Raw genomic sequence first — 18,374 nt, 5'->3', positions numbered from 1 at the left:
ATCATTACAAAAATATAAGGTTTGTCGGCATTTCATTCTCTTTGCCGGTCCTCCTTATCCGCCTATATCGTTTTCTATGATCTTAAGCCCCATCCTCCGCCTGTTCGAGACCTGGATCGATCCGTTTCGTCCACGCGCCAATCTCCAGCCTCCGCGCTCGACGCTCGGATTCATCTGGTTCTATATCGGCCAGGCGAAGATGCCCTTCATCGCCATGCTCGTTCTCGGCGGCACGTCGGCGGCGATCGAGGCGGCGCTCTTCTGGTTCGTCGGGCGGCTGGTCGATATCCTCGGCAGCATCACGCCCGGCACCGGCTGGAGCGGTCTTCTCGCAGCCCATGGCGGCGAGCTGTTCGGCATGCTCGCTCTCATCGGGATCGTGCGCTTCGTCGTCGCCTTCCTGATCGCGCTTGTCGATCAGCAGGTGATCACACCTGGTTTTTACAATCTAGCACGTTGGCAATCCTATCTCCATGTCTCCAGGCAGTCTTTGTCGTTCTTCCAGAGCGATTTCTCCGGACGCATCGTCACCAAGGTCTGGTCGGCAGGGCAGGCGACCGGCGATCTCGTTACCTCACTGATGGAAAGCGCCTGGTTCGTCGGCATTTATGCCGCGACGACGCTCGTGCTCGTCGCCCGGCTGGACTTTTCCCTTGCCGCCGTCGTGTTGTTCTGGCTTGGCGCCTTCGGCCTGCTTGCACGCCACTTCGTTCCGCGGATCCGCCATCATTCGCGCGAAACGGCGGAGGCCGGATCGATGCTGAACGGCCGGATGGTCGATTCCTACAGCAATATGCAGACGCTGAAGCTGTTTGCCCGTGACGAGGAGAGCGACCGCTATATGCGGCAGGGCTTCGACATCTATCAGGACACGGTGCTGCGCTTCACGCGGTTCATCACCGGCGTCAGGGCCTCAATGGCGCTGCTCTCCGGACTGATGATCGTGACGATGGCGGGGTTGAGCGTCGATCTCTGGCTGCGCGGCCTGGTCAGCTCCGGTGCGGTGGCCTTCTCGCTGGCGCTGGTGCTCCGGCTGAATTTCCTGTTGGGGCGGCTGATGACGCAGTTCAACGGCATCATGCGCAATCTCGGCACCATCCAGAATGCCGCCGAGCTGATCTCCCAGCCGCTGGGGCTCGTCGATCGGGCCGATGCGAAGAACCTGGTGATCCGGCAGCCGGGTATTCGTTTCGACAATATTTCCTTCCGCTACGGCAAAGATCACCAACCGGTCGTCGAAAATTTCTCGCTCACCATCCGCCCGGGCGAAAAGGTCGGGATCGTCGGCCGTTCCGGTGCGGGGAAATCGACGCTGATGAACCTGCTGCTGCGCCTCTACGATATTCAGGACGGCCGCATCCTCGTCGACGGCCAGGATATATCCGCCGTGACACAAGAAACCCTCAGGATGCAGATCGGCGTCGTCAGCCAGGACACGTCGCTGCTGCATCGTTCGGTGCGCGACAATATCCTGTTCGGCCGGCCGGATGCCGGCGAGGAACGGCTGGTCGAGGCGGCCAGGCGCGCCGAAGCCATCGACTTCATCGAGCGCCTGCAGGATCAGCAGGGGCGCAGAGGTTTTGATGCGCATGTCGGCGAACGCGGCGTCAAATTGTCAGGCGGCCAGCGCCAGCGCATCGCCATTGCCCGGGTCATGCTAAAGGACGCCCCGATCCTCGTTCTCGACGAAGCGACGTCGGCGCTCGATTCGGAAGTGGAGGAAGCGATCCAGTCCAATCTTCATCGGATCATGGCGGGCAAGACCGTGCTTGCGATCGCCCATCGGCTGTCGACGATCGCAGCACTCGACCGGCTGATCGTCGTCGATCTCGGCCGGATCATCGAGGAGGGCAGCCACGACGAACTGCTTTCCCGCGGCGGGCTCTATGCCGAACTCTGGGCGCGTCAGTCCGGCGGCTTCCTGGCGGCGGACGAGGATCAGAGCTCAGGGATCGACGACGAATTCCGCCATCAGGCCAAAATGATTTGAACCGAAACTCTCCTTGATGCGGCGGACCGATTTCAGCCGCAGAGGCGCTTTGCTGAAAACGTGATCGATCGGAATGCCGAAGGCGCCTGCAGCGATCGGCCATGTCGCCGGCTCCAGCGATACCGTGCTGAGGCCCCGGCTGCGCATGAGATACTGCACGTCGGGCGCCAGGATAGACGTATTGAAATCACCGGCAAGGACAAGCGGTCCCGGCAGGGTCGGGATAATCTCGGCTAAGTCTTCGATCTCAAGGCCGTGGAATTCGTCATAATAGGGTTTGGTCAGGTGCGCCGCGAGGAAATTGACCTTCTGACCGTCGAAATCGACCGTCGCGATCGTCAGCCGGTTGCGCCAGAGCAGCCCGAGATTGCGGATGCGCGGTTCGATGAGCGGGCGCTTCGACAGCACCAGCGTATCGCATTCCTGCATGCCGACACCGCAGCCGACGTAATAGGGATAGGTCTTCAACAGCCGTGGCAGTTCCGACAAAACCGGTTCGGCTTCCAGGATGTTGACGACATCGGCACCGGAGGCGATGGCCATGTCGGCGATATCAGCGCCGTTGGCGAAATTATCATTCTCGATATTGAAAGACATCAGCTTGAAGAGGGCCGGGCGGTTCTCTTCGACAGCGGGTTCGACGAACTCGCGCATCATCACGACGCCGTGGACGACAAGGACCACGGATACGCCGAGCGTCAGCAGCGCATACCAGTGCCGCTTGACGAGAAGGGCTGCGATAGACGCCGCCGCTGCGGCCACTGCCAGATGGACCTGGAAGCTGTAAAAGAAGGAAAGCAGATAGAAATCTTTGACGTAGCGCAGCGAGACGATGGCGAGAACGAGGGTGGTGAGAACGCTGAATACGCAAAAAATCGTGTCTCTCATCCGCTCCGGTCCGGCTCGCTGACGTGGCTGCGACTGCGCCTATCACGACGGCCCTTTTGTTGCAATGCAGCATAATGGCAAGCTCGTGTTTGCCTTAAAAAATTCATCGGATATTCCCGCGACATTGTGCCCTCGTCCCCTTGCCAAGACTGGACATAATTTGCGATCAAGCTTAGAACGCGCCGGATTGCCGGGGAATCTATGGCCGAATTGTGTCCAGATCGATTCGCCGGCAGAGGGGGCAGGGCGGAATTCCGCAATATTTGCGCAGAGGATGGTTAGGCCGTGAGCGAACACGTAACGACAAGCGAGGCTTCGACAGAGCCTACTCGCCGTGATTTCCTTTATCTCACCACTGGTATGGCGGGCGCTGTCGGCGCCGTTTCGGTTGCCTGGCCGTTCATCGACCAGATGCGCCCGGATGCATCGACGCTGGCACTCGCCTCTATCGAAGTCGATGTTGCGAGCCTCGAGCCCGGCATGTCGCTGACGGTCAAGTGGCGCGGTAAGCCGATTTTCATCCGCAACCGCACGCCTGAGGAAGTGAAGGCCGCCGCCGATGTTCCGCTGGCAGATCTCAAGGATCCGGTCGCCCGCAATGCCAACCTTCCGCCTGAAGCTCAGGCAACCGGTGTCGACCGTTCCGGCGGCAAGGACAAGGAAAACTGGATCGTCATGATCGGCACCTGCACCCATCTCGGCTGCGTGCCGCTCGGCCAGGCCGGCGAATACAATGGTTGGTTCTGTCCCTGCCATGGCTCGGTCTACGATACGGCCGGCCGCATCCGTAAGGGTCCTGCGCCGCAGAATCTGGCGATTCCGACCTTTTCATTTATATCCGATACCAAGATCAAGATCGGTTGAGGGGAGACTGATTAATGAGTGGCCATTCCAGCTACGAGCCGTCAACCGGCCTTGAGAAATGGGTCGATGCGCGCCTGCCTTTGCCGCGCATGGTCTATGACAGCTTTATTGCTTATCCGGTTCCGCGGAACCTGAACTATGCCTACACCTTCGGCGCCATGCTTGCCGTCATGCTAATAGTGCAGATCCTGACGGGCGTGACGCTCGCCATGCATTATGCCGCCGACACGACGATCGCCTTCAACTCCGTTGAAAAGATCATGCGCGACGTCAACCACGGCTGGCTGCTGCGCTACATGCATGCCAACGGTGCCTCCTTCTTCTTCGTCGCGGTCTACCTGCACATCGCCCGCGGCCTCTATTACGGCTCGTACAAGGCGCCGCGCGAAATCCTTTGGATCCTCGGCGTCGTCATTTACCTGCTGATGATGGCGACCGGCTTCATGGGTTACGTTCTGCCCTGGGGACAGATGTCCTTCTGGGGTGCCACCGTCATCACCGGCTTCTTCTCGGCCTTCCCGCTGGTCGGCGAATGGATCCAGCAGTTCCTGCTCGGCGGCTTTGCCGTCGACCAGCCTACGCTGAACCGCTTCTTCTCGCTGCACTACCTGCTGCCCTTCATGATCGCCGGCGTCGTCGTCCTGCACATCTGGGCGCTGCACGTCACCGGCCAGACCAACCCGACGGGCGTCGAGGTCAAGACAAAGACCGATACGGTGCGCTTCACGCCCTATGCGACGATGAAGGATGCGCTCGGCGTTTCCATCTTCCTGCTGGTCTATGCCTATTTCGTCTTCTACCTGCCGAACTTCCTCGGCCATGCCGACAACTACATCCCGGCCGACCCGTTGAAGACGCCGGCCCACATCGTTCCGGAATGGTACTTCCTGCCCTTCTACGCGATGCTGCGCTCGATCACCTTCAACATCGGCCCGATCGACTCCAAGCTCGGCGGCGTGCTGGTGATGTTCGGCGCGATCATCGTGCTGTTTTTCCTGCCCTGGCTCGACACCTCGAAGGTCCGTTCGGCCGTCTACCGTCCCTGGTACAAGCTGTTCTACTGGCTGTTCGTGATCAATGCGATCATCCTTGGCTGGCTCGGTTCTCAACCGGCGGAAGGCCTGTTCACGACGATTTCGCAGATCTGCACGCTTCTCTACTTCGCTTTCTTCCTGGTTGCGATGCCGGTTCTCGGCCTGGTGGAAACACCGCGCCGTATCCCGAACTCGATCACCGAAGCGGTGCTCGAAAAGCGCAACAAGACAGCTGCCGCCAGTGCAGCGGCCAATGCGTAAGCGCGCGACGGAAGGGAATAGAAATATGAAAACGCTTGTTGCAAGCATTCTGCCGCTCGCCGTCGCGGCTCTTCTCGGCAGCGCCGCCTTCGCTGAGGAAGCGGCGCCCGCGAACGGAGCAGCATCCGCCCACCACGCGGAAGGTGCGACGCCGCACTATCCGCTGAAGGAGCCGAAGGAGGAAGAGTGGACTTTTGCCGGTCCGTTCGGCCATTACGACAAGGCTCAGCTTCAGCGCGGCCTCAAGGTCTATACCGAAGTCTGTTCCGCCTGCCATTCGATGAACCTCGTGCCTTTCCGCATGCTCGACGAGCTGGGTTATTCCGAGGCGCAGGTGAAGGCTTTCGCCGCCAACTACGAGGTCCAGGACGGCCCGAACGCCGCCGGCGAGATGTTTACCCGCAAGGCGGTTCCTTCCGACCACTTCCCGGCGCCTTTCGCCAATGCGGAGGCAGCCGCCGCTTCCAACAACGGTGCGGCTCCGCCTGACTTTTCGCTGATCGCCAAGGCCCGCGAAGTCGAGCGCGGCTTCCCGCAATTCGTTTTCGACATCTTCACGCAGTATCAGGAAAACGGCCCGGATTACATCCACGCGCTGCTGACTGGCTATGAAGAGCCGCCGGCCGGCTTCGAGATACAGCAGGGGCAGCATTACAACCCGTATTTCCATGCCGCCGCCGTCCTCGCCATGCCGAAGCCGCTTTCCGACGGCCAGGTGACCTATGACGACGGCGCGCCGGCGACCGTCGATCAGTATTCGCGAGATGTCTCCGCTTTCCTGATGTGGGCCGCCGAGCCGCATCTCGAGGAGCGCAAGCGCACCGGCTTCATGGTCATGATCTTCCTGGCGATCTTCACGGTGCTGATCTATCTGACGAAGCGCTCGGTCTACGCCAACAAAGAACACTGAGTGGTTCCAGATTGACATTCAAAAGGCGGCCTCGGGCCGCCTTTTTTGTTGGTTCCGCTCCTGGCAGTTGATAGGGTGCGGCCAGTTTCATGCCTCGCAGATACGGATTTTCCATGGACAATACGATTTCGGAGCTCGCAGCCAGCATCCGCTCCATTCCCGACTACCCCAAGCCCGGCATCATCTTCCGTGACATCACCACGCTGCTCGGCAACCCCCGCGCTTTCCGCCGGGCGGTCGACGAATTGGTGCAGCCCTATGCGGGCACGAAAATCGACAAGATTGCCGGCATGGAGGCGCGCGGCTTCATTCTCGGCGGCGCTGTGGCCCATCAGCTTTCCTCTGGCTTCGTGCCGATCCGCAAGAAGGGCAAACTGCCGCATGATACCGTGCGCATCGCCTATAGCCTGGAATATGGCGTCGACGAGATGGAGATGCATCGCGACGCTGTCCAGCCCGGCGAGAAGGTGATCCTGGTCGACGACCTGATCGCCACCGGCGGCACTGCCGTCGGTGCGACCAAGCTGCTGCGCCAGATCGGCGCGGAGGTGGTCGGCGCCTGCTTCGTTATCGATTTGCCGGACCTTGGCGGTCGCAAAAAGCTGGAAGAGCTCGGCGTCGTCGTGCACACGCTGGTCGAATTCGCCGGACATTGAGCCCGTATTCCGACGAGGTCAGTCGAATTCCAGCACACCGCTTTCGAAGCGCATGACGGCATCGCCGTTCTGGTTGACGCCCTCGCAAAGGATGGTGTTGAGGTGCCAGCCCGGCCGCGACGCGAGCGGCCGGCTGGAGAGGAAGGCGACGGAATAGGTCACGACGTCGCCCGGGAAAACCGGCCGCAGCCATTGCAGTTTCTGGAAGCCCGGCGAGGGGCCGAGGTTCGGTGCCGTCAGACCCTTTTGCGCAAGTGCCACGCCCTGGCTTTTCCAGAAGGCGAGGAAGGTCCGCATCCAGGCGGCAGTGGTATGCCAGCCCGAGGCGCAAAGGCTGCCGAAGAGGGTATCCTTGGCTGCTTCCTTGTCGACGTGAAAACGCTGCGGATCGTAACGTCTCGCGAAGCGGATGATGTTTTCCTCGGTGAAGGTGTAGCTGCCGATCTCGGCCTTCTCGCCGACGGCGTAAAGTTCGGACATTCTCATGCCGATGCCTCCGGGTTCACGCTGATGCCCGGCGCGGGGCGCATGCGGATCATGACCGAATTCTCCGAGAGACAAACGAGTTCACCGCGCTGGTTTTTCAACTCGTGGCGGAACTTGGCGATGCCCATGCCGGGACGCGAGCGCATCGGCCGGGCTTCGAGCACGGTCGAGTGGCCCTGCAAAGTATCGCCTGCCAGCACCGGCTTTCGCCATTCCATCAGATCGACGCCCGGCGCACCCTCGCAGAACGCGTTCAGGATATAGCTGTCGGCCATCATGCGCATCAGCATCGAGGAGGTGTGCCAGCCGGAAGCGGCGAGCCCGCCGAGAATGCTGGCGCGGCCGGCGGCTTCGTCGACATGCATCGGCTGCGGGTCGAATTCCCGTGCAAACTCGATGATTTCTTCGGCGAGCACCAGCTTCGGGCCGAGGGCGAAGCGGCGACCGGGCTCAAAATCCTCGAAGGAAAGCTTTTCTGCCGACATTCGCTTCTCCCGCCATATGCAGCGCACAATGCTTACAATAGCATCCGTGCGGGCTCAATGATTCCGGGGAGATAAACCGGCATGACGGAACTGAGATCGATCCTCGACGAGGCGGCGCGCCAGGGGCTGATTTCGCCGGAGGCGGGCGGGCGGCTTCTGCCGTTTCTCATCGAGCGCGGCGTGGCTGTCGCCGAAGCGCAACCGGCAATCGCAGCCGAGGGGCCGGCCTGGTCGGATACGGAGACGCCCCGTTTCGTGCGAGGCTTTCACGACGTGCTCATCACCATCGGCGTTATCGTCGCGCTCGTCGGCCTCTGGGGCCTTGCGCCGCTTTACGCCGTGCCGCCTGCCATCATCGTGCTGTCGGAAATCCTGGTGCGCCGCCAGCGGCTTGCCTTGCCGGCCGTCAGCCTGACGATCGCCTTGTTCTGCTGGATATTTTTGCTGATGTCCCGCGTTTTCACGCCGTGGACGTCCCAAATCGGGGCTGATCTGACGCAGTTCGTCGCCGGCTTCCCGATCCTTCTCGGCGTCTACTATGCCCGCTATCGCGTGCCCTTGGCGCTGGCGCTCGCCATCATGTCGACGCTTGCCTTCGTACTCACCCTGCTTTTGCGCTTGGTGCAATGGCTCAGCGGCGATCCCGCATTTTTCGTCGACCATCTTGCCCTGCTGGCCGGGATCTCCCTCGTCTGCGCGCTCGGCCTCTTCGCGACCGCGCTCTATTTTGATCTCGGCGACCGGCTGCGCCGGACGACACGCTCGGATATCGCTTTCTGGCTGCATCTCGGCGCTGCGCCGGCGCTGCTCTACAGCACCGTTTCCTTACTGTCTGTAGGGGCAAGCGGTCGTATCTTCGACCTGGCGAACATGTCGGCTCGGACGCCCGTGGTCGTCGCGACCGTGGCGGCCCTGATGCTGATCGGCCTCGTCATCGACCGCCGTGCCTTCGTCACTTCGGGGCTGCTGTCGCTCGGCGTTGCGATCTTCAGCGTCTTCCGGCAGGGAAGCGCGACGGTCGATACCTATATCTACACGACGCTGATCGTCGTCGGCGCGATCGTATTGATCATCGGCACCGGCTGGATGCCGCTTCGACGGCAGGTGCTGCGCGCACTGCCGTCGGCAATCGCAAACAAGCTGCCGCCGGGTTGAGGCGGCAGCGTATCTAGAGCGGTTCAGCTTTTAGCGGAAGCGCAGAACCGCTCTATCCTTTTGTTTTTGCGTAATTCCGGACGGAAAACCGCTTCGCACTTTTCCTGGAATTGCTCTAGCTCAGGTATTGAAGCGGAAGTGGATGACGTCGCCATCCTGGACAACATATTCCTTGCCTTCGTCGCGCGCCTTGCCGGCATCCTTGGCGCCGATTTCGCCGTTGTATTTGATGTAGTCGTCATAGGCGATGGTGTTGGCGCGGATGAAGCCGCGCTCGAAATCGGAATGGATGACGCCGGCGGCCTGCGGTGCCTTGGTGCCGCGCTCGATCGTCCAAGCGCGCGTTTCCTTCGGACCGACGGTGAAGTAGGTGATGAGGTGGAGCAGCTTGTAGCCGGCGCGGATCAGCCGGTCGAGACCGGCCTCATCGAGATCGAGGGCGGAGAGGAATTCCTTGGCCTCATCCTCCGGAAGCTGGGCGACCTCGGCCTCGATCGCCGCCGAGATGACGACGGTTTCGGCACCCTGTTCCCTGGCCATGACGGCGACGGCCTCGGTGAATTCGTTGCCGGTCGAAGCCTCGGCCTCAGCGACGTTGCAGACGTATAGCACCGGATGCGAGGTCAAGAGGTTGAGGCCCTTGAGGATGGCGATTTCCTCGGCATCGAGCGTCGACAGCAGCGTGCGTACCGGCTTGCCTTCGTTGAGCAGCTTCAGCGAGGCTTCCATGATCGGCAGCATCGCCATCGAATCCTTGTCCTTGCTGGTGGCGCGCTTGCGCGTCTGCTCGGTGCGCCGCTCCAGGCTTTCGAGGTCGGCGAGCATCAGCTCGGTCTCGATCGTCTCGGCGTCGGCCACGGGATTGATGCGGCCCTCGACATGGGTGATGTCGCTGTCTTCGAAGCAGCGTAGCACATGCACGATGGCATCGACTTCGCGGATGTTGGCGAGGAACTGGTTGCCGAGGCCTTCACCCTTCGAGGCGCCGCGCACCAGGCCGGCGATATCGACGAAGGAAATGCGCGTCGGGATCAATTCCTTGGACTTGGCGATGTCGGCAAGTTTGCGCATGCGCGGATCGGGCACGGCGACTTCGCCGGTGTTCGGCTCGATGGTGCAGAAGGGATAGTTCGCCGCCTGTGCGGCGGCCGTCTTGGTGAGCGCGTTGAAGAGGGTCGATTTGCCGACGTTCGGCAGGCCGACGATGCCGCATTTGAAGCCCATGGCTTGATGTCCGTATCTGTGAAAACTTTGTCCCTGCCTATGGGGGAACACCTTTCCCCGGTCAAGGGTCGATGAAATTAAAGCTCCATTGAAAGTAAGGCAAAACTGCCTTACTTTCAATGGAGCGGGGAGTGTTGTGATGGTCAGGCTCAAGGTTACGGCGAAAGGTCAGGTGACCCTCAAGAAAGAGGTTCTCGACCATCTTGGGGTAGCGCCCGGTGACGAGATCGAGATCGATCTCCTGCCGAGAGGCAGTGGTAATATCCATGCGATCAAGCCGATGGTGCCTATCGAGCGCCTGTTCGGCATGTTTTCGCACAAGGCCGACAGAGCCTATTCCATCGATGAAATAAATGAGGCGATTGAGGCTGGATGGGCTGGCGAGGACAAGGTTTGAAGGTCGTCGTCGATACGAACATTCTCGTGCGGATGTTCACGCGGGACCATCCTGTCGAGAGTCCGAAGGCCGAAGAGTTCCTTCGGTCCTACAGGATCGTCGTGCCGAACCAGACTCTTTGCGAATTAGTCTGGGTTCTTCGACGGCTCTATAAATTCGATGCAGCTGAAGTGAAGCAGGCGATAACATATCTTGCAGATGCGGAGACGGTCACACTCGATCGTGCCGCTGTTGCAAGCGGTCTTTTGTTCTTGGAGGCTGGCGGCGATTTCGCGGATGGCGTCATTGCGTTCGAAGGCGAAAGGCTCGGCGGAGAAAGCTTTGCGACGTTCGACAGGAAAGCGGCTGCCATCCTTCGAAAAGCCGGCCAGAATTGCCTCCTGCTCTCCGCCGACTGATCCGTGATTGAACTGCTGTGCTGACGGTGCAATATATTACCGGCGGATGTTTTTCCGCTTTTTCATGTCATCAACGGGGTGGATTTTCCGATGAGTGACAATGACGTCGCCCTGAAACCGAAGATCAAGGTGAAGCCTAAGCTGGACAAGCCGAAGCTCTACAAGGTCATTCTCGTCAATGACGACTATACGCCGCGCGAAATCGTCATCGTGATCCTGAAGGCGGTCTTCCGCATGAGCGAGGAGACCGGCTACCGGGTGATGATGACCGCGCACAAGCTCGGTTCCTGCGTGGTCGTGGTCTGCGTCAGGGACATCGCCGAGACCAAGGCCAAGGAGGGCGTCGACCTTGCCAAGGGCATGGGCTTTCCGCTGATGTTCACCACCGAACCCGAGGAATGATGTTGAGCAGACACGCTCGGGCGTGGCTCAGGGCCGGCGGATCTGATAGCCGGTCTTGTCGCTGATGAAGCCGCAATTCTCGTAGAAGCGCAGCGTCGCCGGGTTCTTCGAGCCGGTGAGCAACATCACCTTGTAGCAGCCGCTCTTCCAGGACTCAGTTACCGCATGGCCGATGACGGCGCCGGCATAACCGCGCTGGCGGTGGTCGGCGTGGGTGACCACGTTCTCAATCAGCGCATAGGAGGCGCCGTTCCGCGTCAAGTTCGGCACGACGATCAGGGTGGCGGTGGCAGCGGCGAGGTCGCCGGCAAAACCGATGAATACTGTCATGCCGGGCTGGGCGAGGATGGCAGAGAAGCGCTCTTCAGCCATGGCTTCGTCGAGAAGCGGATCCGTCGGGTTCAAATGCCGGTAGAGGACGGTCAGCCCCGGGAGATCGCCTGATGCGGCCGGGCGGATGGCGAAATCCCGGTCCTGATCGTGATCCGTTACGACCTTCATTCCCCTTTGTTGCCGAACATCTTCTTCAGCATCTCGGCCATCGGCCCGGTGACGGGAAGTTTCGGCTGATTGCTGTTGCGGGCTTGGCGGATATGCGACTGGCCGGCCGGCTTCTTCTCGCTTTCCTTCCGCGGTTTCTCTTCCTCGATCTTGCCGCCGAGCGCCAGCGCGATCTTATTCATCAGCTGCGAATCCTCGTTTCGCACCAGCATGTCGGCATTGTCGGCGAGCGTATCGAGCAGCGGCTCCAGCCAGACTTTGTCGGCCTTGGCGAAATCGCCGAGCACATGGTTCTGCACCATTTCCTTGACGCCGGGATGGCCGATGCCGAGGCGCAGCCGGCGGTATTCCTTGCCGCAATGGGCGTCCAGCGACTTGATGCCGTTGTGGCCGCCATGGCCGCCGCCGGTCTTCAGTCGCGCTTTGCCTTGGGGAAGGTCGAGTTCGTCGTAGATCGCGACAAGATCGGCGGGCTGGAGCTTGTAGAAACGCATCGCCTCGCCGACGGCTTCGCCGGAGAGGTTCATGAAGGTCTGCGGCTTGACCAGCAGCACTTTCGCGCCGCCGAGTTCGCCCTCGGCGATCTCCGCCCTGAACTTCTTCGACCAGGGCGAGAAGCTGTGGCGCCGATGGATGGCGTCGACGGCCATGAAGCCGATATTGTGGCGGTTGCCGGCGTATTTGCCGCCGGGATTGCCGAGACCCGCGATAATCAGCATGGCCTGTCTTCCCTCGCTAAAACTTCCCGCCGTTCACCACCGCGAAACGAAAGCAAAGTCAAGCGGAAAGGGCAACGGCCTGCCGGGCGGCGTCAGTCCACAAGGTTCATGCCGTATTTCATGAAGATCTGCTTCTGGTCGCCATCGGCGATCAGCTTGTCGAGGGCAGCCTGCATCCTGGCGCGCAGATCGTCCGGAAAGCTCTTCTCACAGGCGATGCCCATCGGCTGGGCGGACAGCACGGTCACCAATTCCACCGGCTGGTCGGCTTTCAGCTTATCGAAATAGAGTTCGGAGATCGGCATCATGTCGATGCGCCCGTTCAGCAGCTTGCGCAGCGTGGCGTTGAAATCGCTAGCGACGTCGAGCTTGGTGAAGCCCTTCTCCTTGAGGATCGTCTCGGTGTAATCCTCGCGCTGGGTGCCGATCGTATATTTCTTCGCCTCGTCCAGATTGGCGGCGGTGACCCCCGAGCCCTTACGGGTAATCAGGATGTTGCGGTCGATGAGCAGCGGCTCGATCCATTTGAACAGCGGGTCGCGCGCGCTATTGTGGGCGGTGGCAAAGACGCAGGTCATCGGCGTCGTGCGGGCAAGGCCATAGGCGCGCGCCCAGGGCATGACCTCGAGCGTGTAGTCGATACCGATCGCGGCCATCACCTTTTCGACCTGCTCGACGGTCGCGCCCTTGATCTCCTTGCCTTCGCGATAGTTGAAGGGGGCATAATCCTCGGTGGTGAAAGTCACCGTCTGCGCATGGGCAACACCGGGCAGTGCCAGGCATGCGAGAAGCAGGAGCTTTTTCATCATATCAATCTCCTTCGTTCTTCATTCACGAGGCGCGCGCCACGGCCGATTGTGAGCCCACCAATTGCTCGATGAGCGTGCTTGCATGCTGCGGACGATGGAAGAGGTAGCCCTGGCCGTAGTCAAGCCCCATCTGGTGAAGCGTGCGGCATTCCTCTTCGGTCTCGATGCCCTCGGCGATGACGGTGCAATTCATCTTGTGCGAGAGCGTGGTAATGCCTTCGATCAGCATGCGGCTCTTCTGGCGCACGTCGTCGTCGCCGTCGTTGATCGCGCGGGTGAAGGACTGGTCTATCTTGATGATATCGACAGGGAAGCGGTTGAGGTAGCTCAGCGACGAATAGCCGGTGCCGAAATCGTCCAGCGCGATGCGGCAGCCGAAACGGCGAAGCTCGGTGACGATCATGCGAATTTGCGGGTTGTCGTGCATCAGCACGGCCTCGGTGATCTCGACGACGATGCGCTCGGGGCGGATGCCATGGCGACCGACGATGGCGGCAAGGCGGGCCGGCAGCGCCGGCTCGAACTGCAGCGGCGAGAAATTGATGGCGAGATAGGTGTCCTGCATGCCCGATATCCGGGAAATCTTCGCGAGATTGGCGATCGCCTTTTCCATAATGACGTTGCCGACGCGGACGATCTTTGCCGTCTCTTCGGCGACGCTGATGATCTCGGCCGGCGGCATCAAGCCCTTCTGCGGATGGTTGAGGCGCATCAGCGCTTCGAAACCGGCAATGCCGCGACCGTTCAGATTGACGATCGGCTGCAGGAAGGCCTCGAACCAGTCGTCGACGAGGCCGGCTTCGATATTGGCTTCGATCTCGGCGCGGCTGCGGGCGCGGTCGAGCATGGCGTTGTCGAAGAGCTGCGCGCCATTCTTGCCGTCGCGTTTCTTGGCATACATTGCCAGGTCGGACTTCTGCAGCAGTTCGGCCGCGGTTGCGGCGTGGTGCGGATAGATGGCGATGCCGACGGAAGCACTCAAATGCATGTCGGGGGCGAACGGCGTTTCGAAGATCGAGGCGATCTGCTCGCACATCATCTTGGCGCGTTTTTCGGCGTCCTTGGCCGGCAGCAGGATGGCAAATTCGTCGCCGCCGAGACGGGCCGCCTCATCGGAAGGGGCAAGAAAGGTCTTCAGGCGTTCGACGAGCTCGACCAGCGCCATGTCGCCGGCGGCATGGCCCATATTGTCGTTGATCCACTTGAAGCGATCGAGATCGACGAAGAGGCAGGCAAGCTCCTGGCCGGCTGCGTCGGCGGCGGCGATCTTGTTGTCGAGGACGGCTTCGAAGCCCTGGCGATTGAGAAGCCCGGTCAGGTGATCGGTGATCGCCTGGCGGTGGTTGCGGTCCTCGGACGCCTTGAGTTCGGTCACATCGGTCATGACCGATAGCGACAGGCGGTCGTGAGCGCCGGCTTCCGCCTCCGATTCCATGATGAGGACGTCCATGGTGCGGCCGTCCAGGCAGACGAACTTGACGGTGACGGTCATGCCGCTCTCGGCCTGGCGGCGCCGGACGAACTTGTCGCGGGTGGTCGATGTGACGAGATCGGCGAAGTTGCGGCCGATGACGGCGGCGCGGTTATAACCTGTGGCAAGCAGCCAGTAATCGCTGACGGCGGTGATGCGATCCTCCTCGTCGAGCGAGAAGAGCATGGCGGGCGTCAGATTATAGATGTCGGTGGCGCGGCGGTGGGCGAGCTTCAGCTCCTTTTCCTCGCTTTCAAGCTTTGTCTGCATCTCGTTGAAGCTGCGGGCAAGCCGTCCCATCTCGTCGTTCGACTGCCAGTCGACATGATGACGGGAGCCCAGCTGGCGGGTGGCCTCGATTGCTGCCGTCAGCCGCAGGAGCGGCTGGATGACGAAGAAACGGTTGCCGATCAGCGCCGTGCCGAAAACGGTCAGCACGGCGAAGATGAAGATCGAGATGAAGACGACCTCTTCCTGCTTCAGGCCGGAAAACAGGCCGAGCGCGGGATAATAGACGCTGATGCTGCCGAGGTTCTTCGGGCCGTCGACGGTGTTGTAGATGATGGCGCGCGACACCTGCACGAGCTTGCCGTCGAAGGAGCGCGGAATAGTGGACTGGCTGACGTCGAGCTGGCCCGACTGGTCGCGCACTTCGACCTTGACGATGGCGCCCTGGGAAACGACCGTCGCGCTGATCTGGGTGACGCTGTCCTCATCGAGGTCCCAGAGCGGTTTTGCCAGCGCCTGGGCATTGGCGACAAGAAGAACGGAAATATGATCGCGTATTTCCTTGTCGGCCCGTTCCGAGGAAAGAAAAAGGAAGAGAACAAAGAGAGGAGCGACAAAAACAAGCAGCGCTCCGCAAACAATCGCAAAAAATCTGTTCTCAACGGAATTGTTCATGGTTCCGTCTACTCCCCCAGGCCGGCCATATTTGCTGTCGCGCGTTCGGGCAGGCTTCATCGCAGCTGACGGGGCATGCTTTCACGAATATGTTAAATTTGCTGAAACGGAGCTCTTTCCGGGCAATGAAAAGCCCGCTTCCCAGGGGGAAGCGGGCCCTATGCTTTACAAATTGCTCGAAGCGATCAGGCTTCGGCTCCGCCTTCCGCAGCGGCCTCGTCAATGCCGCCAGCCGGGGCAATGATGGTCGCGATCGTGAAGTCGCGGTCGATGACCGTCGTGACGCCCTTCGGCAGGGTGACTTCCGAAATATGGATGCTGTCGCCGATCTTCTTGCCGTTGAGGTCAACGTTGAAGAATTCAGGGATCGCATCGGCCGGGCAATGGACTTCGACTTCGTGGCGAACAATGTTCAGAACGCCGCCGACCTTGATGCCAGGGGACTTCTCTTCGTTGATGAAGTGAACGGGGATTTCGACGGTCACCTGGGTGTTGCCGGAGACGCGCAGAAAATCGACGTGCATCGTGAAGTCACGGACCGGATCGAGCTGATAGTCCTTCGGCAGAACCTTGAACTTCTTGCCGTCGACTTCGATCGTCGCCACGGTGGTCATGAAACCACCGGCATGAATGCGCTTCGTCACCTCATTGGTGTTGAGAGCGATGGCAATGGGGGCCTGCTTGTCACCATAGATGACAGCGGGAATCAAACCGTTGCGGCGAAGTTCACGGGCGGACCCCTTACCAACCCGTTCGCGCGCCTCGGCCTTGAGCTCGTAAGTTTCCTGGCTCATGGCTATTCCTTTCGAGGTTATTTGGAGAGTTCAGCGGCGGGCAAAAGCCTTGTTCCGACGAACCGGAGGCGGGTTTCCCCAACCTCATCCGCGTTGCCTCCAAGGGTGTCTACGCGGACCGGTGGCCTATATTATAAGTCGCTCGGAAACGCAAGTTGCGGATTCAGGCTGCTTTCCGGTGAAATGCGCGCTTCGGCAAGCCGAAACCCCACCCGACATCGCGGCGATCGTATTCCCGGTCCCGCAGGTAGCAAAATTCAGCTTTCCCGCTCCGGTCGAGGTTGACATCGGCGCGCTTCACCTCTTTGGATGGCCGCATTTAAAAAAGCGGCTGAGGAGAAAATCGGACTATGCGTCTCAAACTTGTCACGGCAACGAGCTTGCTGGCACTTTGCCTTGCCACCACGGCCCAGAGCGTCGAGATCAACCAGGACGGCGCCAATGCCGTCAAGGACACCCTGACGAAGCTCCTTCCCCAGGATCTGGCGAAGAGCGGCCTCGTCACCGTCAATCCGGCAGGCGCGCGCTACGAGATCATCTACGATCTGGCGAAGCTGCTTGCCAAGGCCGATCCGGCGACATTCGCGATCAACGGACTGACGCCGTTCTCGATGTTCGCCACGCCGCTCGACAGCGGGCTCTGGAATATCGAGGGTGACAACAAGCTTGATGTCTCCGGCCATTTCAAAGGCCCAGAGCAGAAACCGACGGATTTCTCCTATTCCATCGCTTCGCTTGTCTACAGCGGCGTCTTCGACCCGGCGATAAGCTATCTGCGCTCCGGCACCGCCACGGCCAAGGACATCAAGCTCTCCAGCAAATCCGAGACCGAGGAAGTCCATGCCAGCATCGCCGGGATGGACCAGAAGCTGAGTTCGACGGACAGCGCCGATGGCAATGGACGTATCGATTTCGCCGGCAGCGGTTCGATGTCGAATTTCGTCGAGCAGGTTTCCGGCCTGCAGATGCCGCCCGTTGAAATCCGCGCCGACTCGATCGATGTCGAGGCCAAGGTGAACGGCCTGCCGGCCAAACAGATCCGCGAGATCGCCCTTTTCGTTCTCGACCATCTCGACGAGAAGGAGTTGAGCCCCGAGAACAGCGACAAGATCAAGGGAATGCTCAAGGAAGCCTTTCCGATTCTTGCCTCGTTCAGCGAGACGATCGGGGTCAACAATCTGGCCGTCAGCAGCCAGATGGGCAATGCCGGCGTTAAGGCGTTCGGTTACAACCTGGCTGTGGATGGGCCGAGCAACGCCATGCGTTTCGGCTTCGGCATGAATGCACAGGACATCAGCTTCGACAGCCCGTTGATGCCGGCAAACTATTCGCCTTTCCTGCCGACCAGCTTCGAGCTGCAGCTCGCCATGCCGAATCTGGATTTTGCCACCTTCGGCGACGCGCTGATGGCGATGGATTTCAACGCCAAGCAGCCGGAGCAGAGCGGCGACGAGATGGCGAAAAAGTTCTTCCGCGACGGCCGCCTTGCCGTCGAGTTTCCGAAGATCAGCGCCAAGTCCGATGTCTACGACGTCGACATGACGGGAAAGATCGAGGGACGGGTCGACACCGAGAAGGACTATTCGATGGAGGCGACGGTCCTGGCCCGCGATCTCGACAAGACGATCGCCGCGGTCCAGGAGCTTGCCAAGACGGATCCCGACCTCAACCAGGTCTCCTTCGGCATCATGATGGTGAAGGGCTTTGCCAAGATCGATGCGGACGGCCGCTCGCGCTGGGACATCAGCGTCAGCCGCGATGGTTCCGTGGCGATCAACGGCCAGCAGATCAAGGGGCCGGATGGTCCGGATGAGGGTCAGGATCAGGATACGGGGCTGGAGCCGGACCAGCAGGATCAAGATCAGGGGCTGGCGCCAGACCCGGAGCAGGAACCGGATCAGGGTCAGGACGCGGTACCTGCGCCGCCGCAGCAGCCTTGAGCCTTGTCAATCGGGATCAGAAATGAGGGGGCCGGCCTTTGTGCCGGCCTTTTTATATCTTGCGCCACAAACTTCGCCGCGACCAAC

Annotated in this window: 19 protein-coding genes; 10 read left to right on the top strand and 9 right to left on the bottom strand. The window is 60.6% G+C overall.

What is annotated here, in order from left to right:
- Positions 1 to 76: 76 nt before the first annotated feature.
- Complete coding sequence (locus QMO82_RS16845) at positions 77 to 1,990, top strand: ABC transporter ATP-binding protein (protein WP_283196652.1); 1,914 nt, start codon at positions 77 to 79, stop codon at positions 1,988 to 1,990.
- On the opposite strand, the gene QMO82_RS16840 is transcribed toward QMO82_RS16845, so the two are convergent.
- Positions 1,946 to 2,878, bottom strand: coding sequence for an endonuclease/exonuclease/phosphatase family protein (locus QMO82_RS16840; protein WP_183608028.1), 933 nt, complete (start codon positions 2,876 to 2,878; stop codon positions 1,946 to 1,948). The genes QMO82_RS16845 and QMO82_RS16840 overlap by 45 nt on opposite strands.
- 285 nt (positions 2,879 to 3,163) lie before the next feature.
- On the opposite strand from QMO82_RS16840, the gene petA reads away from it, so the two are divergent.
- The 4 genes from petA (at position 3,164) to QMO82_RS16820 (ending at position 6,603) form a co-directional block, all read left to right on the top strand.
- A complete protein-coding gene (gene petA / locus QMO82_RS16835; RefSeq protein ID WP_126911939.1) occupies positions 3,164 to 3,742 on the top strand; it encodes a ubiquinol-cytochrome c reductase iron-sulfur subunit in 579 nt (192 codons plus the stop codon).
- 14 nt (positions 3,743 to 3,756) lie between these two features.
- Complete coding sequence (locus tag QMO82_RS16830) at positions 3,757 to 5,037, top strand: cytochrome b N-terminal domain-containing protein (protein ID WP_183608029.1); 1,281 nt, start codon at positions 3,757 to 3,759, stop codon at positions 5,035 to 5,037.
- Between the two features lie 25 nt (positions 5,038 to 5,062).
- Positions 5,063 to 5,947, top strand: a complete 885-nt coding sequence (locus QMO82_RS16825) for a cytochrome c1 (RefSeq protein WP_183608030.1) — start codon at positions 5,063 to 5,065, stop codon at positions 5,945 to 5,947.
- Between the two features lie 113 nt (positions 5,948 to 6,060).
- Complete coding sequence (locus QMO82_RS16820; RefSeq protein ID WP_183608031.1) at positions 6,061 to 6,603, top strand: adenine phosphoribosyltransferase; 543 nt, start codon at positions 6,061 to 6,063, stop codon at positions 6,601 to 6,603.
- An 18-nt stretch (positions 6,604 to 6,621) separates the two neighbouring features.
- Here QMO82_RS16820 and QMO82_RS16815 read toward each other — a convergent pair whose 3' ends face one another.
- Both QMO82_RS16815 and QMO82_RS16810 read right to left on the bottom strand, forming a co-directional pair.
- On the bottom strand, positions 6,622 to 7,089 hold the full coding sequence (locus tag QMO82_RS16815) for a MaoC family dehydratase (RefSeq protein WP_183608032.1): 468 nt from the start codon (positions 7,087 to 7,089) through the stop codon (positions 6,622 to 6,624).
- Positions 7,086 to 7,574 (bottom strand): MaoC family dehydratase, encoded by a 489-nt coding sequence (locus QMO82_RS16810; RefSeq protein WP_183608033.1) that lies wholly within the window; start codon positions 7,572 to 7,574, stop codon positions 7,086 to 7,088. The genes QMO82_RS16815 and QMO82_RS16810 overlap by 4 nt, the downstream gene beginning before the upstream one ends.
- 81 nt (positions 7,575 to 7,655) lie before the next feature.
- On the opposite strand from QMO82_RS16810, the gene QMO82_RS16805 reads away from it, so the two are divergent.
- Complete coding sequence (locus QMO82_RS16805; protein ID WP_183608034.1) at positions 7,656 to 8,729, top strand: hypothetical protein; 1,074 nt, start codon at positions 7,656 to 7,658, stop codon at positions 8,727 to 8,729.
- A 120-nt stretch (positions 8,730 to 8,849) separates the two neighbouring features.
- Here the strand turns inward: QMO82_RS16805 and ychF are convergent, their stop codons facing one another.
- Positions 8,850 to 9,953, bottom strand: coding sequence for a redox-regulated ATPase YchF (ychF, locus tag QMO82_RS16800; protein ID WP_183608035.1), 1,104 nt, complete (start codon positions 9,951 to 9,953; stop codon positions 8,850 to 8,852).
- A gap of 139 nt (positions 9,954 to 10,092) precedes the next feature.
- On the opposite strand from ychF, the gene QMO82_RS16795 reads away from it, so the two are divergent.
- The 3 genes from QMO82_RS16795 to clpS all read left to right on the top strand — a co-directional run bounded on the left by QMO82_RS16795 (position 10,093) and on the right by clpS (position 11,150).
- The gene (locus QMO82_RS16795) at positions 10,093 to 10,350 is read left to right on the top strand and encodes an AbrB/MazE/SpoVT family DNA-binding domain-containing protein (RefSeq protein ID WP_183608036.1); all 258 of its coding nucleotides are present in this window, start codon (positions 10,093 to 10,095) and stop codon (positions 10,348 to 10,350) included.
- Positions 10,347 to 10,748 carry a type II toxin-antitoxin system VapC family toxin gene (locus QMO82_RS16790; RefSeq protein ID WP_183608037.1) on the top strand — a complete coding sequence of 134 codons (402 nt, stop codon included), beginning with the start codon at positions 10,347 to 10,349 and terminating at the stop codon, positions 10,746 to 10,748. Before QMO82_RS16795 ends, QMO82_RS16790 begins: the two co-directional genes overlap by 4 nt.
- A 90-nt stretch (positions 10,749 to 10,838) precedes the next feature.
- The gene (gene clpS, locus QMO82_RS16785) at positions 10,839 to 11,150 is read left to right on the top strand and encodes an ATP-dependent Clp protease adapter ClpS (protein ID WP_183608038.1); all 312 of its coding nucleotides are present in this window, start codon (positions 10,839 to 10,841) and stop codon (positions 11,148 to 11,150) included.
- Positions 11,151 to 11,177: 27 nt separating this feature from the next.
- Here the strand turns inward: clpS and QMO82_RS16780 are convergent, their stop codons facing one another.
- From QMO82_RS16780 to QMO82_RS16760, 5 genes are all read right to left on the bottom strand, one after another.
- Positions 11,178 to 11,651 carry a GNAT family N-acetyltransferase gene (locus QMO82_RS16780; protein ID WP_183608039.1) on the bottom strand — a complete coding sequence of 158 codons (474 nt, stop codon included), beginning with the start codon at positions 11,649 to 11,651 and terminating at the stop codon, positions 11,178 to 11,180.
- Entirely contained in the window at positions 11,648 to 12,370 is a 723-nt protein-coding gene (pth, locus tag QMO82_RS16775; protein ID WP_183608040.1) for an aminoacyl-tRNA hydrolase, read from the bottom strand. The genes QMO82_RS16780 and pth overlap by 4 nt, the downstream gene beginning before the upstream one ends.
- Positions 12,371 to 12,462: 92 nt before the next feature.
- Positions 12,463 to 13,176 (bottom strand): ABC transporter substrate-binding protein, encoded by a 714-nt coding sequence (locus QMO82_RS16770; RefSeq protein WP_183608352.1) that lies wholly within the window; start codon positions 13,174 to 13,176, stop codon positions 12,463 to 12,465.
- Positions 13,177 to 13,201: 25 nt separating this feature from the next.
- On the bottom strand, positions 13,202 to 15,553 hold the full coding sequence (locus QMO82_RS16765; RefSeq protein WP_183608041.1) for an EAL domain-containing protein: 2,352 nt from the start codon (positions 15,551 to 15,553) through the stop codon (positions 13,202 to 13,204).
- 185 nt (positions 15,554 to 15,738) lie between these two features.
- A complete protein-coding gene (locus tag QMO82_RS16760; RefSeq protein WP_183608042.1) occupies positions 15,739 to 16,347 on the bottom strand; it encodes a 50S ribosomal protein L25/general stress protein Ctc in 609 nt (202 codons plus the stop codon).
- A gap of 350 nt (positions 16,348 to 16,697) precedes the next feature.
- Here QMO82_RS16760 and QMO82_RS16755 point away from each other — a divergent pair, with 350 nt between their 5' ends.
- Positions 16,698 to 18,287 (top strand): hypothetical protein, encoded by a 1,590-nt coding sequence (locus QMO82_RS16755; RefSeq protein WP_183608043.1) that lies wholly within the window; start codon positions 16,698 to 16,700, stop codon positions 18,285 to 18,287.
- Positions 18,288 to 18,374: the final 87 nt, after the last annotated feature.

The organism is Rhizobium sp. BT04 (assembly GCF_030053135.1).
In the GTDB taxonomy this organism is placed as follows: domain Bacteria; phylum Pseudomonadota; class Alphaproteobacteria; order Rhizobiales; family Rhizobiaceae; genus Rhizobium; species Rhizobium binxianense.
The sequence above is the reverse complement of the archived record's forward strand: the minus strand, read 5'-3'. Positions and strand labels throughout refer to the sequence as shown.

What these genes read in the sequence shown, in the direction of transcription:
- QMO82_RS16760 (WP_183608042.1), bottom strand. Translation starts at nt 16,347, where the DNA reads ATGAGCCAGGAAACTTACGAGCTCAAGGCCGAGGCGCGCGAACGGGTT.
- QMO82_RS16795 (WP_183608036.1), top strand. Translation starts at nt 10,093, where the DNA reads ATGGTCAGGCTCAAGGTTACGGCGAAAGGTCAGGTGACCCTCAAGAAA.
- QMO82_RS16815 (WP_183608032.1), bottom strand. Translation starts at nt 7,089, where the DNA reads ATGAGAATGTCCGAACTTTACGCCGTCGGCGAGAAGGCCGAGATCGGC.
- QMO82_RS16845 (WP_283196652.1), top strand. Translation starts at nt 77, where the DNA reads ATGATCTTAAGCCCCATCCTCCGCCTGTTCGAGACCTGGATCGATCCG.
- QMO82_RS16825 (WP_183608030.1), top strand. Translation starts at nt 5,063, where the DNA reads ATGAAAACGCTTGTTGCAAGCATTCTGCCGCTCGCCGTCGCGGCTCTT.
- QMO82_RS16765 (WP_183608041.1), bottom strand. Translation starts at nt 15,553, where the DNA reads ATGAACAATTCCGTTGAGAACAGATTTTTTGCGATTGTTTGCGGAGCG.
- QMO82_RS16810 (WP_183608033.1), bottom strand. Translation starts at nt 7,574, where the DNA reads ATGTCGGCAGAAAAGCTTTCCTTCGAGGATTTTGAGCCCGGTCGCCGC.
- QMO82_RS16805 (WP_183608034.1), top strand. Translation starts at nt 7,656, where the DNA reads ATGACGGAACTGAGATCGATCCTCGACGAGGCGGCGCGCCAGGGGCTG.
- QMO82_RS16820 (WP_183608031.1), top strand. Translation starts at nt 6,061, where the DNA reads ATGGACAATACGATTTCGGAGCTCGCAGCCAGCATCCGCTCCATTCCC.
- QMO82_RS16840 (WP_183608028.1), bottom strand. Translation starts at nt 2,878, where the DNA reads ATGAGAGACACGATTTTTTGCGTATTCAGCGTTCTCACCACCCTCGTT.
- QMO82_RS16770 (WP_183608352.1), bottom strand. Translation starts at nt 13,176, where the DNA reads ATGAAAAAGCTCCTGCTTCTCGCATGCCTGGCACTGCCCGGTGTTGCC.
- clpS (WP_183608038.1), top strand. Translation starts at nt 10,839, where the DNA reads ATGAGTGACAATGACGTCGCCCTGAAACCGAAGATCAAGGTGAAGCCT.
- QMO82_RS16755 (WP_183608043.1), top strand. Translation starts at nt 16,698, where the DNA reads ATGCGTCTCAAACTTGTCACGGCAACGAGCTTGCTGGCACTTTGCCTT.
- QMO82_RS16780 (WP_183608039.1), bottom strand. Translation starts at nt 11,651, where the DNA reads ATGAAGGTCGTAACGGATCACGATCAGGACCGGGATTTCGCCATCCGC.
- QMO82_RS16830 (WP_183608029.1), top strand. Translation starts at nt 3,757, where the DNA reads ATGAGTGGCCATTCCAGCTACGAGCCGTCAACCGGCCTTGAGAAATGG.
- ychF (WP_183608035.1), bottom strand. Translation starts at nt 9,953, where the DNA reads ATGGGCTTCAAATGCGGCATCGTCGGCCTGCCGAACGTCGGCAAATCG.
- pth (WP_183608040.1), bottom strand. Translation starts at nt 12,370, where the DNA reads ATGCTGATTATCGCGGGTCTCGGCAATCCCGGCGGCAAATACGCCGGC.